This window comes from Thalassotalea euphylliae (assembly GCF_003390375.1).
Lineage (GTDB): Bacteria > Pseudomonadota > Gammaproteobacteria > Enterobacterales > Alteromonadaceae > Thalassotalea_F > Thalassotalea_F euphylliae_A.
The window spans coordinates 568,368-583,272 of sequence record NZ_QUOT01000001.1 but is presented as its reverse complement, the minus strand read 5'-3'; the positions used below and the strand labels follow the sequence as shown (position 1 = coordinate 583,272).

14 protein-coding genes are annotated in these 14,905 nt (G+C 42.1%); 6 read left to right on the top strand and 8 right to left on the bottom strand.

Going from position 1 to position 14,905, the window contains the following annotated elements; translation table 11 throughout:
• Positions 1–276: 276 nt before the first annotated feature.
• From DXX94_RS02635 to DXX94_RS02610, 6 genes are all read left to right on the top strand, one after another.
• A complete protein-coding gene (locus DXX94_RS02635) occupies positions 277–2,058 on the top strand; it encodes an ABCB family ABC transporter ATP-binding protein/permease (RefSeq protein ID WP_116013687.1) in 1,782 nt (593 codons plus the stop codon).
• 66 nt (positions 2,059–2,124) lie between these two features.
• Positions 2,125–2,682, top strand: a complete 558-nt coding sequence (locus tag DXX94_RS02630; RefSeq protein WP_116013686.1) for a DUF1415 domain-containing protein — start codon at positions 2,125–2,127, stop codon at positions 2,680–2,682.
• Positions 2,683–3,362: 680 nt separating this feature from the next.
• Positions 3,363–3,704, top strand: a complete 342-nt coding sequence (locus tag DXX94_RS02625) for a hypothetical protein (RefSeq protein ID WP_258872083.1) — start codon at positions 3,363–3,365, stop codon at positions 3,702–3,704.
• 74 nt (positions 3,705–3,778) lie between these two features.
• Positions 3,779–4,087 (top strand): hypothetical protein, encoded by a 309-nt coding sequence (locus DXX94_RS02620; protein ID WP_116013685.1) that lies wholly within the window; start codon positions 3,779–3,781, stop codon positions 4,085–4,087.
• A 171-nt stretch (positions 4,088–4,258) separates the two neighbouring features.
• Positions 4,259–5,047 (top strand): hypothetical protein, encoded by a 789-nt coding sequence (locus DXX94_RS02615; protein WP_116013684.1) that lies wholly within the window; start codon positions 4,259–4,261, stop codon positions 5,045–5,047.
• A 27-nt stretch (positions 5,048–5,074) separates the two neighbouring features.
• A complete protein-coding gene (locus tag DXX94_RS02610; protein ID WP_258872082.1) occupies positions 5,075–5,914 on the top strand; it encodes a glucosaminidase domain-containing protein in 840 nt (279 codons plus the stop codon).
• Between the two features lie 393 nt (positions 5,915–6,307).
• On the opposite strand, the gene DXX94_RS02605 is transcribed toward DXX94_RS02610, so the two are convergent.
• The 8 genes from DXX94_RS02605 to DXX94_RS02570 form a co-directional block, all read right to left on the bottom strand.
• Positions 6,308–7,069, bottom strand: a complete 762-nt coding sequence (locus DXX94_RS02605) for an outer membrane protein OmpK (RefSeq protein ID WP_116013682.1) — start codon at positions 7,067–7,069, stop codon at positions 6,308–6,310.
• Between the two features lie 9 nt (positions 7,070–7,078).
• Positions 7,079–8,371, bottom strand: coding sequence for an NCS2 family permease (locus DXX94_RS02600; protein ID WP_116013681.1), 1,293 nt, complete (start codon positions 8,369–8,371; stop codon positions 7,079–7,081).
• Between the two features lie 180 nt (positions 8,372–8,551).
• Complete coding sequence (ttcA, locus tag DXX94_RS02595; protein ID WP_116013679.1) at positions 8,552–9,481, bottom strand: tRNA 2-thiocytidine(32) synthetase TtcA; 930 nt, start codon at positions 9,479–9,481, stop codon at positions 8,552–8,554.
• A gap of 219 nt (positions 9,482–9,700) precedes the next feature.
• Positions 9,701–10,630 (bottom strand): universal stress protein UspE, encoded by a 930-nt coding sequence (uspE, locus tag DXX94_RS02590; RefSeq protein ID WP_116013677.1) that lies wholly within the window; start codon positions 10,628–10,630, stop codon positions 9,701–9,703.
• 213 nt (positions 10,631–10,843) lie between these two features.
• On the bottom strand, positions 10,844–11,560 hold the full coding sequence (fnr, locus tag DXX94_RS02585; RefSeq protein WP_116000419.1) for a fumarate/nitrate reduction transcriptional regulator Fnr: 717 nt from the start codon (positions 11,558–11,560) through the stop codon (positions 10,844–10,846).
• A 46-nt stretch (positions 11,561–11,606) separates the two neighbouring features.
• Positions 11,607–12,278 (bottom strand): sulfite exporter TauE/SafE family protein, encoded by a 672-nt coding sequence (locus DXX94_RS02580; RefSeq protein ID WP_116013676.1) that lies wholly within the window; start codon positions 12,276–12,278, stop codon positions 11,607–11,609.
• A complete protein-coding gene (gene ccoS / locus DXX94_RS02575) occupies positions 12,278–12,511 on the bottom strand; it encodes a cbb3-type cytochrome oxidase assembly protein CcoS (RefSeq protein WP_116013674.1) in 234 nt (77 codons plus the stop codon). The genes DXX94_RS02580 and ccoS overlap by 1 nt, the downstream gene beginning before the upstream one ends.
• Positions 12,508–14,901 (bottom strand): heavy metal translocating P-type ATPase, encoded by a 2,394-nt coding sequence (locus DXX94_RS02570; RefSeq protein WP_116013672.1) that lies wholly within the window; start codon positions 14,899–14,901, stop codon positions 12,508–12,510. Before DXX94_RS02570 ends, ccoS begins: the two co-directional genes overlap by 4 nt.
• Between the last annotated feature and the right edge of the window lie 4 nt (positions 14,902–14,905).

Sequence of the window (14,905 nt, the reverse complement as noted above, 5' to 3'; positions counted from 1 at the left end):
CTGTAAGCTTTAGCTTAACCTTGCCATTGAGCGATTGTCACTAGTGCTATGCAATGATTTTTTGCATCTATGCTTGGGTGTGATCCGTATGCTTAGTTTAACTTCAATTTTAGTTTTAGCTAGCGTATGAAAATAAATGTTAGACTTACCAAAGAGATAGCAGAGACTTAGCTATTCGATTTTTTAGTCTGTTATCAATTTAAATAATCAATTAGCCAATATCGTTTGAACCATAACTCGTCGTGTAGCGAAATAAATTAAGAGTGCTTTAGCAATATGCCCCGTAGAAGCCACCACCCTGATCATGAAGTCACCGAGATAAATTGGCGTGTATTAAAAACACTATGGCCATATTTACTCGAATTTCGCACGCGTATATCGATTGCGATTGCTTGCTTAATTCTGACGAAAATAGCCAGCGTTTATTTACCTTTTATTCTAAAAGACCTAGTTGATACATTAGATCAAAACAACAAACAAAGCTTGTTACTGGTGCCGCTTGGTTTAGTTGCGGCTTATGGTTTAGTGCGTTTCTCAATTGTTATTTTTGCCGAGATACGAGACACATTATTTGGCCGAGTGACAGAACGAGCAATTCGTCGCATTGGGCTGAAAGTCTTTCAACATTTGCATCAACTAGAATTGGACTTTCACCTAAACCGTCAAACGGGAGGGTTATCGCGAGATATTGATCGTGGCACCTCTGGCATCAGCTTTTTAATGCGCTTTATGGTGTTTAACATAGTACCCACCTTGTTTGAAATAGCCTTGGTGATTGGCATTTTAGGCTATAACTACGGTTTAACCTTTTCACTTGCTGTGCTCACTTCTATTGTTTGCTATGTTGGTTATTCAGTAAAAGCGACAGAGTGGCGCACTCGCTATATACGCGAAGCTAATAAAGCTGATTCTTCCAGCAATACCCGTGCAATTGACAGCCTACTAAATTACGAGACCGTTAAATATTTTACAAACGAGCGTTACGAAGCAAATGCCTACGACGAACAATTAGCCACTTGGGAGCAGGCAAAAATTAAAAACCGTTTGTCACTCTTTGCATTAAATGGTGGTCAGGCGCTTATTATTGCCATCTCTATGACGGGCATGTTGGCGATGGCAGCTTATCAAGTAACGCATCTGCAAATGACGTTAGGGGATTTTGTGCTGATTAATGCGTTTATGATGCAGCTATTTTTACCACTGAATTTTCTGGGCTTTGTCTATCGCGAAATTAAAGGCTCTATGGCAAATATCGAGCACATGTTTAGCTTGTTGGCGAAAACACCTAAGGTGGTTGACAGTGAAGATGCTAAGCCACTAGAGGTGAGTGAAGGTGTAATATCGTTTAATAACGTTGGTTTTAGCTACGATGGCAAGCGAGATGTGATAAAAGCGCTGAACTTTACGATTGCACCCGGACAAAAAGTTGCCGTGGTGGGTGATAGCGGTTCTGGCAAATCGACACTGGTCAAACTACTGTTTCGTTTCTACGACACCACTTGTGGCAATGTAGCAATTGATGGGCAAGATATTCGCGAGGTGACACAGCATAGTCTTCGCGCACATATCGGTATCGTTCCGCAAGATACCGTGTTATTTAACGATACACTGTTGGCTAATGTTCATTATGGCGATCCACAAGCATCAACATCACAAGTGCGCGAGGCAATAAAATTAGCCCATTTAGACCAGTTTATTGCCAGTTTACCTGACGGTGAAAATACTATGGTGGGTGAGCGTGGCTTAAAGTTGTCCGGTGGTGAGAAACAACGGGTTGCCATAGCGCGAACTATTTTAAAAGCACCAGAAATTTTAGTATTTGACGAAGCAACTTCATCGCTAGATAGCCATTCAGAGCAGGCCATTTTGAAAGCAATAAAACAGGTCAGTCGCAACAAGACGAGTTTAGTGATAGCTCACCGTTTATCTACCATAGTCGATGCTGATCATATCATTGTGATGAAACAAGGTAAGCTGATAGAGCAGGGGGATCATCACACGTTAATGGCCAAAGGCGGGCAATATGCCTCGATGTGGGCATTGCAGCAAAGTGAATAACCTGATAAAAAGCGTGCCCGAAAACTTCTAACATGCTCTGAAAGCAAAACGACCGGCGAATTTAAAATGACTGACGAAAAACTACACCCCGCAGTGGTAAAAACTAAACATTGGCTTGAACAAATAGTGATTGGCTTAAACTTTTGCCCTTTTGCAAAAAAAGAGTTCGTCAATAACACCATTCGTTATGCTACCAGCAATACCGGCCTACTTGAGCAAGCGCTAAGTGAAGTTGCCGAGCAATTACAACACCTAGTTGAACACCCAGAAATTGAAACTACACTGGTGATTTTTACAACCGGCTTTCGCAGTTTTGACAAATACCTTGATTTGGTCGATTACGCTAACGAGTTACTTGTTGATTTAGGCTTAGATGGCGAAATACAAATTGCCAGTTTTCATCCAGACTATGTTTTTGAAGGCGAAGATGAGCAAGGGGCTAGCAACTATACCAACCGTTCACCACTACCAACTTTGCACTTAATTCGCGAAGCGAGTATGGCGAAAGTGCTGGCGGTGTATCAAAACCCCGAACAAATCCCAGAAGATAATATTGCCTTGGCCGAAGAAAAAGGCACAAAGTTCTTTAAACAATTTTTGGCTGGCTTGAATAAGCTGAGCTAGCACTGCGTAAACTAAGCCGTCCGCCAAGTGAATAGGTGAATAAATAACGTACAACTTATTACATTCAAATAGCACTCTATAACGCTTTTTGTTGGTTGAAATATATACAATTGTCGACATCAATTGGTGAAAGCGTTTCTTGCAACAACATTAACGAAAGTTAAAGCAAGTTAATGTAAATAAACGCAAGTGTTAGGTGAATGTGATGAAAGCAATGTACCATGGAAAATTGTACAAATTTAGCAACTTTGAAGAGTTATGGCAGTTCTATGCGGCTAAACTGGAAAAAGCAGTTAGTTAACCATTCACCGTTAACCATGCAACTTTAACCATTCAAAGTAACCCATATATTTAGCCAAACCTACAACATGTCAGGTAATCTAGCGAGCATGGTATTAGCCCACTTAACTGCGACCCCGCCCAAAACAGAATAATTCTTCTCGCTATTGTTCAGTATTGACAATAAAGGTTGTCACCATCTTGCCAGTAACCTAGACCTAGCTACAGAATAAAATCGCAACCACCTATCTTCTTTCCATCAATGGTACTTCAACAACCCAACATCACCTCTATAAAAATTAACCCTATAAAATTTATGAGCTTTACGCATAATGAATAATCCTAGATGTTACGGAATGATATTGCGTTGACACTAGCGCTTCGCGATTGACTAAGGAGTGATGGTGCGTTTGTTTTTGCTTATTTTAGGTTGGTCATCTGTGGTCGGTAGCTTAGGCGATGGTGCCTTGGGGGTTTATGCCTTATGGATAAATGTGCTTGAGGGTTGGAAACTGATTGGCATTTCAGTAAACGATTTGCTTCGTGATTTTGTGCCAATCATTTTTTGGGTTAAACAAGTGGCGTTTTATGTGTTGCCTGAACAAGTTGTTTATTGGATTTTTGATCTACCTGCACTAGTTTATTTTCCCATTAGAATTGTAATGAGTATTTTTATCGGGTGGTGGGCTTTGTCAAAAGCTGCAACTCTGCAAGAACAAGAAAATGCGAGCCAACTTTCGTAACAGGATTAACGTGTTCAGTGCTAAGTTATACATAACTTACAAATAACTGACAAATAAATAGGAAATTATTGAGAATGGAATCGTTAAGAGAATTATTGGCCGTACTTTGCTTTGTCGCAGGGTGTTTTTTGTCCGCCTCGTTGGTAACCGCTGAGTTTAGTTGGAGTCTCTTGTTCGTTAGCTTTGTCTTATTTGTTAGCGCTTATTGGTGTTGGCCTAGCAAAAGACGCGGTAAACGAGATGGAGATCACGTCGTTTTGGATGTTATTGAATTAGTCATTGAGTTTCCTGTTGACTTCGTCGTTTGGTTTTTCAGATTAGTTGGCCGAATTTTAGGGAGTTTCTTTGGCGGAAAAGGCGATGGGATTGACATCGACTTTTAGCTCTTACCACATGAACCGGTAAACAACCGCTGAATACCATCAACTTTATTCGCAATTGCTTGCGCAATAAATGCACAGCATTACCACGTTCATTAAGGTACAATAAGAGTTCAAATGTCTTTTAAACCCCAATAAAAACAGGGGTATGTTCTTGCTACTTATAGGTGTTTTGTGGACAAAGATTCGATTATTCAAGTTGGTGGTGATGTTGAAAAAGCGCTGAAAGGTCAGTACGTCATCAACCCTAAACAAGTGCTGCAAGAAGCATGGCAAAAAACCACCACAACACGCTGGTCGATAAATATCGGCCTTTTGTTTGTATTACTTATTGGCATGGCTTGCTCATTGTTAGTCGGTGAGTACTTGGGTGGTGTTGAAAATATTATGGAAAACCCTGAAGCGAGTTTAATCCTTAATATCGTTGTTACCCTGGTGATTTGGCCATTTCTTGCTGGCGTCGAAATGATGGGAGTATTGCACGCAGTGGGCGTAAAAACACAGCCGAAGCTAGTGTTTGCATTTTTAAAACGTGGCAGTTGGGTAGCACTTTGCGCTGTGATGACATCTGTACTGATCAGTTTAGGTTTACAGCTACTGATCATTCCCGGCATATTCTTAGCCGTTGCCTTATCTCTTACTATTCCACTGGTACTTGAAAAGCGTTTAACACCAGGTAAAGCGATTATTTTATCGCTGAAAGCCCTTCGTTTTCAGTGGTTTAATATTTTTGCTGTTTACTTATTTATGGTGATGGCACTTGCAGCGTCACTCTTGCCAATGGTAATTGCACAAACTGAAATTATGATGTTTATCGCTAGCGTTATTTTTATCTTCTCGCTATCTTATCTAGCGCCTTGTTATTACAACGCTAAAGGCATTTTGTATCGTGAAATTTTCGGGATGAAATTACACGCAGTTGCTGCTGACGCACAAGTAGGTGATGACACGTTTGTCGCCTAGCATGGCAAAGAAAGGGATTGAGCAATTATGTTGCAAAAGATGTTAAGGAAATTACTGTTTGTTTTAGGTGCGGCTGTTATTGCTGCGGCACTTATTCGCCCGTTTGTTGTTACAACCGAGCGAGAAGAAGTGGTGCCAGCGCCGGTACTTCCGCCACCACCTAAACCCGTCATTATTGAAAAACCGCTGCACAACGTAACGCTGCCAGACTTCGCAGCAATTGTTGATGTTAACCAGAAAAAATCTGCTTTTTTTGATTTTATTCGACCCGCCGTAGAGTCAAATAATAACGCTATTCTTGCAGACCGAACTGCACTTGAAGAAATGTTGGTAACGGTATCTTTAGGTGAACCGCTGATGCCTGGCCAAGAGCAACAATTGGATGTGTTGGCTAGCCGTTATCGGGTGAGTAAAAAGGGTAGCCAAATGCAGCAATTACACCATTTGTTGTTAAAGGTTGATGAGATCCCAACCGCGCTTGTGCTGGTGCAGGCAGCAAACGAATCTGCTTGGGGAACATCAAGGTTTGCTCGCATCGGATTAAATTTCTTTGGTATATGGTGCTATAAATCGGGCTGTGGCATGGTGCCTCGTTCTCGCAATAGCGGTGCCAAACATGAAGTGGAAGCATTCCAATCTGTTGACGAGGCGGTTAACCGTTACTTGCACAATATCAACACGAATAACGCATACAGCGTATTTCGTTCAATTCGCCAACAACTGCGCGAGCAAGACCAGCCTTTGGTGCCTGAAGTGTTAGCCATGGGTTTGTTGCCATACTCTGAGCGCGGCTCAGACTATGTGTTGGAAATCTCAGATATGCTGCGCCACAATAGCCAATACTTGCAATCATCAACCGCGCCTTAGCTATAATGCTGCGTCCATACAGCCCACTTGTGCAGCTTATCTATCGCTTAGTTTATCTTTAACTAAGCGAATTGCTTCGGCTAATTTTGTTTTGCTTTAATCGTAATCGTGAGTGTATCGATGGGATTATTTCGATCAAAATACAGTTAGACCAAGTAGTTTTAAGAAGAGTTTTAACCTTTTAGCTATCCATTGATAAATCTAAGATAAAATAACAACGACTAAGGTTTGGTTTATTCGAATATAGAGCTAACTGCAGAGTTCACTTTAGGGCTAGAGGAAGAGTCAGCCGATAACGGAAGGCAAATAAAAATGCCGCAGTTTAAATAATTTAAACTGCGGCATTTTGTTAATTGTTGATAAGTCTATTGCTTAAGCTTTTAAGGACTAGTCTTATAAAAATACTTTTACGATGGCGCTAACAACACTTTCGTCATCGATACCCGCGATACCGAATTTGTTGTGCCAGTAACTGTATTCAATACCCACTTCAACAGCGTTTGGCTTACCAAAGTAGTTACCTACGTCTAAACGCACTTGCGGATTGAAGTGGAAGTCAGCAGCGTGATCGTCGGCTGAAGAAGACCAATCAATGTAACCATCAATCATTACTTTGTGTTTGCCCATGGTAATCGGGTAGCCGTAAGTAATAGTTAATTGTGTGTCGTTGTCGGTTAATTCGTTGTTCGCTTGGTAAACATCAGCGCCAAAGAAAGCGAAACCTGGAATATTCCAAGAAGTACCAACACCAATTAAGTAGTTATCAAAACCTGTGCTGAAGTTAGGCTGAGAGATGCTTGCATGCTCGTATGTACCAGCAATGAATACGTCTTTTAGTGGGCCGTAAGAAACCTTGCTGTCTAATGCGTAAGAAAGGCTTAAACGAGCGGTAACTTCACCGTAAGTTTCTTTGTGTGTTGGTGCATTAGCATCTGCTTTAGCATCAATGCGGTCAACAAACATAAAAGCGTCACCCCAGTTGTGGCCTGAAGCGTGCTCTAAAGTGAAAACATCTACGTCGTCATTAGTTAATACTTCAAAATCACTGGTGTTTTTGAGGTAAGTTAAGCTATTTGAACTCCATATTGTTTGTGCAGAAGTCATACTTGATACAACAAGGCCGCCAGCGACCAAAAAAGTACGAGATAAAGTCATTGAACTTTCCTATCCAAAATAAATGAACTTAATTACAAATAGTGCGGCTATTAAAAGCACACTGGCTGATAACTGATTAAACTTGCCGGCAAAAATTCGCACTGCTGCATAACCAATAAAGCCAAAGGCAATACCGTGAGCAATAGAGAAAGTTAATGGCATAGTAATACAGATTAGAGCTGCAGGTACTGCTTCTAACAAGTCGTCCCAATCAATATGAGCTAGGCTTGAAAGCATTAATACCGCAACGAAAAATAGAGGGCCTGCTGTTGCGTAAGCTGGCACCATACCCGCTAGTGGCGAAAATAATAAGGCAAGTAAGAATAAACAGCCAACCACAACCGCAGTTAAGCCTGTGCGACCACCAGCGGCAACGCCTGAAGCACTTTCAACATAACTGGTGGTAGTTGAAGTGCCTAACATGCTACCTGCGATAGTTGCAGATGAGTCAGCAAGTAGTGCTTTATCTAAACGAGGCAGTGAACCGTCTTCATTTAGCAGTTTACCTTTTTGGGCAACAGCGATTAATGTGCCTGAAGTATCGAACAAGTCGACGAACAAGAATGCAAAGATAACACTGATCATGCTTACTTCTAATGCGCCCATGATGTCTAATTGCATAAACGTTGGAGTCACATCAGGTGGTAGCGACACTAAACCGTTAAATTGAACATCGCCAAGTAAAATGCCTAAGCCAGTCACAATTAAAATTGAGTACATTACCGCGCCATTCATACCGCGACTTGCCATTGCTACAATCAGGAATAAACCAAGAGCCGCCATCAACGCAGGTAATGAAGTAATATCGCCAAGGTTAACTAACGTTGCTGGGTTATCAACGATAATGCCAGCGCTTTTTAAACCGATAAATGCGAGGAATAAACCAATACCGGCAGCGATACCATAGCGCAGTGATTGTGGAATGCTGTTGATAATCCATTCGCGAATTTTGAAGATGCTGAGTATTACGAAAATAATACCTGAGATAAATACGCCACCAAGTGCCACTTGCCAGCTGTAACCCATCTCAAGGACGACTGTGTAGGTGAAAAAGGCGTTTAGCCCCATGCCCGGTGCAAGGGCAATTGGGTAGTTGGCGAAAAAACCCATAATAAAACAGCCAACCGCTGCGGCAACACAGGTTGCGACAAATACGGCGCCGTGATCCATACCGGCATCGGCTAACATAGCGGGGTTAACAAAAATAATGTAAGCCATTGTCAGGAATGTAGTGATCCCCGCAACAACTTCTTGGCGAACGTTAGTTCCGTGTTCTGTAAGTTTGAAAAGTTTTTCTAACATCATGGGTTGCTAAGCTTAAAGTTTGGGCCAATTCATTGGCGTTAAAAAGAAAGCGTTCAATGTCCTAGCTGTTGTTTGCGTAAAATTAGGCAACAATCAGCGCATCAGGACGTATTTATTCGTTAAATAATCCGTTAATTTTTCTAAACAACTTTTTTAAATAACTTTTCTAAATAGTGTTTAGATATTGGAAACGTCGATAATCATTGAATCGTCTATGTTGGTATCTAACGAATTGGTAAGCTCTGTCGCTAAATTGGTAGACGAGACAGTTTCTTTTGAAAAGTCATAAGCTTCGCGTGGCGCGCTGCGATCAATTGGCAGGTTGGCGAAGTCAAATAGCTCAGTATCGGCTAATTGGCTTGGGCTGACATTTTTCAATGATTTAAATATGTTTTCAATGCGACCTGGGGTTTGGGCGTCCCAGCTGCTTAGCAAAGCCTTGATATTTTGGCGTTGCAAGTTTTCTTGAGAGCCACACAAGTTGCATGGAATAATTGGATATTCACGTACTTCTGCAAAGGCAATAAGGTCTTTTTCACGAACATAGCTCAACGGGCGAATAACTGTGTTTCGACCATCGTCTGCACGAAGCTTCGGCGGCATTGCTTTTAGCTTTGCGCCAAAGAACATATTTAAAAATAAGGTTTCCACGATATCATCCATGTGGTGGCCAAGGGCAATCTTAGTTGCACCAATTTGCTCAGCAAACGAATAAAGCGTGCCGCGACGTAAACGCGAGCACAAACCACAAGTGGTTTTACCTTCCGGAACTTTTTGTTTAACAACCGAATAAGTGTCTTTATCGATGATGTAGTAGGGGATATCAAGTGATTCGAAGTAGTCGGGTAAGATGTGTGCTGGAAAGCCCGGTTGCTTTTGATCCAAGTTAACCGCAATCACATCAAAATTGATTGGTGCTGACTTTTTTAAGCTAAGCAAAATATCAAGCATGGCAAACGAATCTTTGCCGCCACTAATTGCCGCCATAACAACGTCGCCTTCTTCGATCATATTGTAATCAGCAATCGCTTTACCGACTTTACTACGAAGTCGCTTCTGCAACTTGTTGGCTTCAAAGATGGCCTTTCTGTTATCTGCTTCAGTCATACCAAAAAACTACTCAAATAATTGGGCGCGTATTATATAGCTAACTGGTATAAAAGATAAGTAAAAATAACCAACAGTAGCATTCTTTTTAGCGACTATTGGTTACGATTTTGTTAATGTTTTTGGTGACTTACCGAACGGTCAGCTTTGTTTTTAATGTTTTAATGTTTTAATATTTTGTTTTATATTCGTTATATCAATCTATGTATGGCTCAGCAGCTAGCTTTGTAGCGGTGAAATATAGCCTGCTGGTTTTAACGCCAAGACATCACAATTCAATCGGTCAATAACATGTTCAGCAGTATTACCAATTAGTGCTGCTGACAATCCGGTACGGCCAATTGTCCCTAAAATGACCAATTCGGCATCAAGCTCTTGCGATAATTCGTCAATAACATCTTCCGGTAGCCCCGCTTTGATATAGGTGTTGGCGGTATCGATGCCGTATTTTTCAGCATGTGTTAGCATTGATTGTTGATGATGCTGCAACATGGTGTCGTTGTATTGGCTGGCATCAAATTCGGGGATTTCGATAGCAATGTTGACCGGAGTGCCAGGAAATGAATTAACCAAATGCACATTAGCGCTAATTAAATCAGCAAGGTGTTTGGCTTCTTCTGTGATGATGCTATTGAGCGATTGGTGCTCATCTTCATCACTACCGACATTGACCGCCGCTAAAATATTGCCGTTTGCCGGCCATGAATGGTCTTTAACCAATAATAATGGACATGGGCATTTACGCAATAAATGCCAGTCAGTTGGTGTGAAAATCACGGATTTGAGTTTGTCGTGTTCGTGCGTACCTTTGATAACAACGTCATAGCCATGCTCTAACACTTGGTCAATAACCGCTTCAAAAGGTCTGTTATGCCAGATCACTTTGATGTCGATGTCTTTTTCAGAAGCGCCTAGCTCCTTTATACGTTCATCAATCCACAACATACGATCATTGATCACAATTTGCCGCATTGATTCACGCTCGTCGCTAGAGAGCATAGTCGTCATTTCGTATGAAAAATCGAAAATGCTCAAAAACGCTGTGATTTTGCCTTGCGTTTTATCAGCAAGCTCAATTGCCCGACTTAAGGCTTTTTGTTCTTCAGTTGTTGGGTCAACTACGACTAAGATTTTTTGATACGTTTCCATGCTCTGTACCTCGCTGATTCAATAGTGTACAAACAGTGTGCTTTTAATGAGCAAATAATTATTTGTTTTAAATCAATAAATAGGCGCTACTAACCAATTACTTTTAGCTTAGTAGGTAAATGCACTGATGCAAGCTTGTTAGCGGTGAAAACGGCTTGTTAAAGGGGAATAAAAATAGAAGTGAAGAAGAAAAAGGAAGGAAATCGCCTTGCTTTACAGCATGGCGACTTCATTTAATCCATCGAGATCATTGATGGTAATTAACTTACCTTCAACAATGATGAGTTCTTGCTTATGAAAACGATTTAGCAAGCGACTAATCGTTTCAACGGTCAAGCCAATGTAGTTTCCAATGTCGCCACGCGTCATTGTTAAGCGGTATTGGCTGGCAGACAAGCCACGGGCTTTATATCGGCTACTTAACGATGATAAAAATGTTGCTAAGCGTTGCTCGGCATTCTTACGATTAAGTAGTGATAGCATATCTTGATCTGCTCGAATCTCGTTACTCATCAGCCTTAAGACTTGGCGTTTAAGCGCTGGCATCGAATTCGAAAGCTCGTCTAGAGTATGGTAGGGGATTTCACAAACCATTGACGTTTCTAATGCTTGTGCAAAGCTCTGGTGCTCGCTGCTGGCTAAGGCGTCGAAACCCAGTAAATCACCAGCTAAGTGGAAGCCAGTAATTTGCTCTTCGCCGTTAGAATCAATGGTAAATGTTTTAAAAGTGCCTGAGCGGATAGCGAATAAAGAATGAAGTGCTTCGCCGTCTTGGAAAATCTTTTCGCCTTTGTGGATAGGGCGCTTGCGGTCGATAATATTATCGAGTGTATCTAACTCCTGCTCGTTAAGGGAAAATGGTAAGCAAAGCTCACTGATACTGCAGTTCTGGCAATGAATATGGTTGTTGCTTGCACAGTGACTAGACATGGCGGAATAACCTTAATATTTCCTTGGAATTACGCTCGGTATAGTATTAAAACATTAGCCTGTAAGCAATAAACAATGTGTATAAACCGTAACAAATCAGACCTGTAGCCAAAACGTTTCTAAATGTTCGATTTTGTAGCATTTTTTTGACCGAAAACACACCAAAGGAAAGTGTAAGCAGTGCCGGTAGAGTGCCAGCACCAAATGCAGCCATAATCAGCGCCCCTTGACTAAAGCTACCACTAGCGAGTGCCCATGTTAGCGTTGAGTAGACTAAGCCACAGGGTAACCAACCCCAAACAGCCCCCAAGCCAAATGCTTTACGTTTGTTATTTACCGGCAAAAAGTGTTTTGCTAACGGTGAGATAAATTGCCAAAGCTTTTTACCGGCTTGCTCAACCTTCGCCAGTAACATAAACCACTGGCCTAAATACAAGCCAAGTAAAATTAGAAAGACGCCTGACAGTAGTCTTAAGCCCGTTAGCGGTACACCGAGGTTTTTTGCCGTGATTGAGCCGGTAAAACCGACAATACCGCCGATTAAACTATAAGAGAGAATACGGCCTAGGTTGTAGCCAACAATCAGTGAGAATTTTTGCTGGTTTTGTCCGGCAGGAATGGCCGACAACAACATACCAGAAACGCCGCCACACATGGCAATACAATGGCCTGCACCGAGCAGGCCAATAATAAATGCCGAAAATAGATCGATGTTCATTAACGCTTATTGCTAGTGTCAGATGATGTGCCAGATGATTGCTCTGAAGCTTCTGTATTAATTACTCCGGTATTCGCTGTCTCATCTTTTAATTTTTCATCATCGAATAAGATGCTTAAACCTTCTTTTTCCAAATCATTAAATTGCTCGGTTTTTACCGCCCAAAAGAACAAGTAAATGCCGACAATAAGCAGGATGATAGCAATCGGAATTAGTACGTAAATTACACTCATTTTTTCAATAATCGCAACGAGTTAGTGATAACCAATATTGAACTGGCTGACATGCCAATTACCGCCATATAAGGCGTAATGTAACCGCAAACGGCTAATGGCAGTACAATAGCATTATAGCCAAATGCCCAGCCATAATTTTGCCAGATAATACGGCGAGTTTTTTGGGCAACATGACGCAATACCGACAATGACGTTAATCGGTTGTTAAGTAAAATTACATCAGCGCCACTTTTTGCGACGTCTGTACCACTGCCCATGGCAATAGAAACGTGTGCTGCGCTAAACACTGGTGTGTCGTTTACACCATCACCGACCATCGCCACAGTATGGCTACTTTGCAGCGATTTTACCTTTTCCATTTTCTCGTGCGCGCTTAGGCTCGAATGTACGTGGTCTATCGGCAGTTGAGAAGCAATTTGTTGGCAGCCCGCACTGCTATCGCCAGAGAGCATATAGGTTGTCATCGCTTTTGCTTTTAGCGCGCTAAGCACACTTTGAGCGTCTTCACGCGCGCTATCGGTGAGATAAATAGCGGCAACTAGCTTGTCGTTAATCATCACAGCAATTTGTGCGTCGTCACAATTTAACTGCTTTGCCTCATTGCTGTCAGTAATTAACCAACTGACTTTACCCAGTGAAATTTTATCGTTACCTACTTGGCCTGTAACACCTAGCCCTGGATGCACTTTAATCTCAGTTGCGTTAATCGCAAAGTCGCGATACTGGGTAAATGCTTTAGCAAGTGGGTGTTGAGAATGCGCTTCCAGCGCAGCTACCAAGGCTAATAGTTGCTGTTTGCTATAGTTTTCATCAAAGCGCTTAAGCTGGGTTACTTGGAACTCACCTTGTGTTAGCGTGCCGGTTTTATCAAACGCGTAGGTGTCAACTTCAGGAATAGTTTCCATCACATGGCCTGATTTGATCATAATGCCATCACGATTAAGGCGTGTAGTGCCGCAAGTGAGCGCGGTTGGCGTGGCAAGCGATAGTGCACAAGGGCAAGTAGCAACCAGCACAGAGAGCGTGATCCAGAATGCTTCACTTGGCATATGTTGCTGCCAGTATAACGCCGTACCGATAGCGGTTAACAAGATAATAGCAACAAAATACTGCGCAATTTTATCGGAAAGTTGGGCAATTTTAGGCTTGTGTGCTTGCGAAGACTCGCTTAATCGGATCAGTTGGCTTAAAAAGGTATCACTACCCGGTTGGACGACATTGGCGACTAGGTTGCCGTCGCCATTAATAGTACCGGCAAATATATTGTCACAAACTTTCTTAGCAACAGGTCGCTGTTCACCAGAAAGCATGGCCTCGTTAAAGTGGCTGTCGCCGTGTTCAATAACACAGTCTGCCGGCACTGTTTCGCCCGGTTTAATCATCACTTTATCGCCAATTGCCAATGACTTAGCAGCAACATATTGTTCTATGTCGTTGACTAGTTTAGTCGCTGTCATTGGCATGAGTTTCAATAAATTGGCAGAGACTTGCGCGGCACGAGAGCGAGCGCGAAACTCTAAAAACTTACCAATGAGCAGTAAAAAGGTGAACATAGAAACAGATTCAAAGTAAACCTCGCCTTGCTGGCTAATAGTCGCCCATGCACTGGCAAAAAAGGCCAGTAGAATGGCGATAGATACGGGCACATCCATTGACAAGCGTTTTGACTTCAATGCATTAATAGCGCCTGTATAAAATGGCAGCGCACCATAGAAAATAATAGGCGTGGTCAGCAGTAAGCTGGTGTAGCGAAGGTACACCAGATTGTGCTCTGACATATCAGAAAACGCGCCGAAATATAAACCAACGGCAATCATCATCACTTGCATCATTAAAATGCCAGAAATGCCTAAGCGTTTAATAAACGTTTTGCTTTGCGCTAAGTTTTGTTGCTCAGCATCGCTCGCTTTAAAGGGCAGGGCATGATAACCAAGTCGTTCAATTTGTTCGATAATCTTGCTGAGCTTAATGTGATCATTTTGCCAATGCACCGACGCACGTTGGGTGGTAGCATTAACCGAAATTTTACTGACGCCACTAATTTGCTCAAGCTTCATTTCAATCAGCCACGCACACGCGGCACAGCTAATGCCATCAACCGTTAATATGGTTTCTCGAGTATTACCAATTTGATGCGTAAATTCATGCTGGAGATTATCATCATCGAGCAGTTGATTTCGTTTCAACTGCTCTGGTACTAGTGCTGTACCTTTGGGCGCATTTTCGGTGCGAAACTTGTAGTAGTCGGTGAGGTTATTTTCAACGATAGTTTCGGCAACCGCCTGACAACCAGCACAACACATGGCTTGTGATTGCTGATCTATCGTCACAAATAGCGAAATACCCTTAGGAATGGGCTCGCCGCAATGAAAGCAAGGATCTGACATGTGT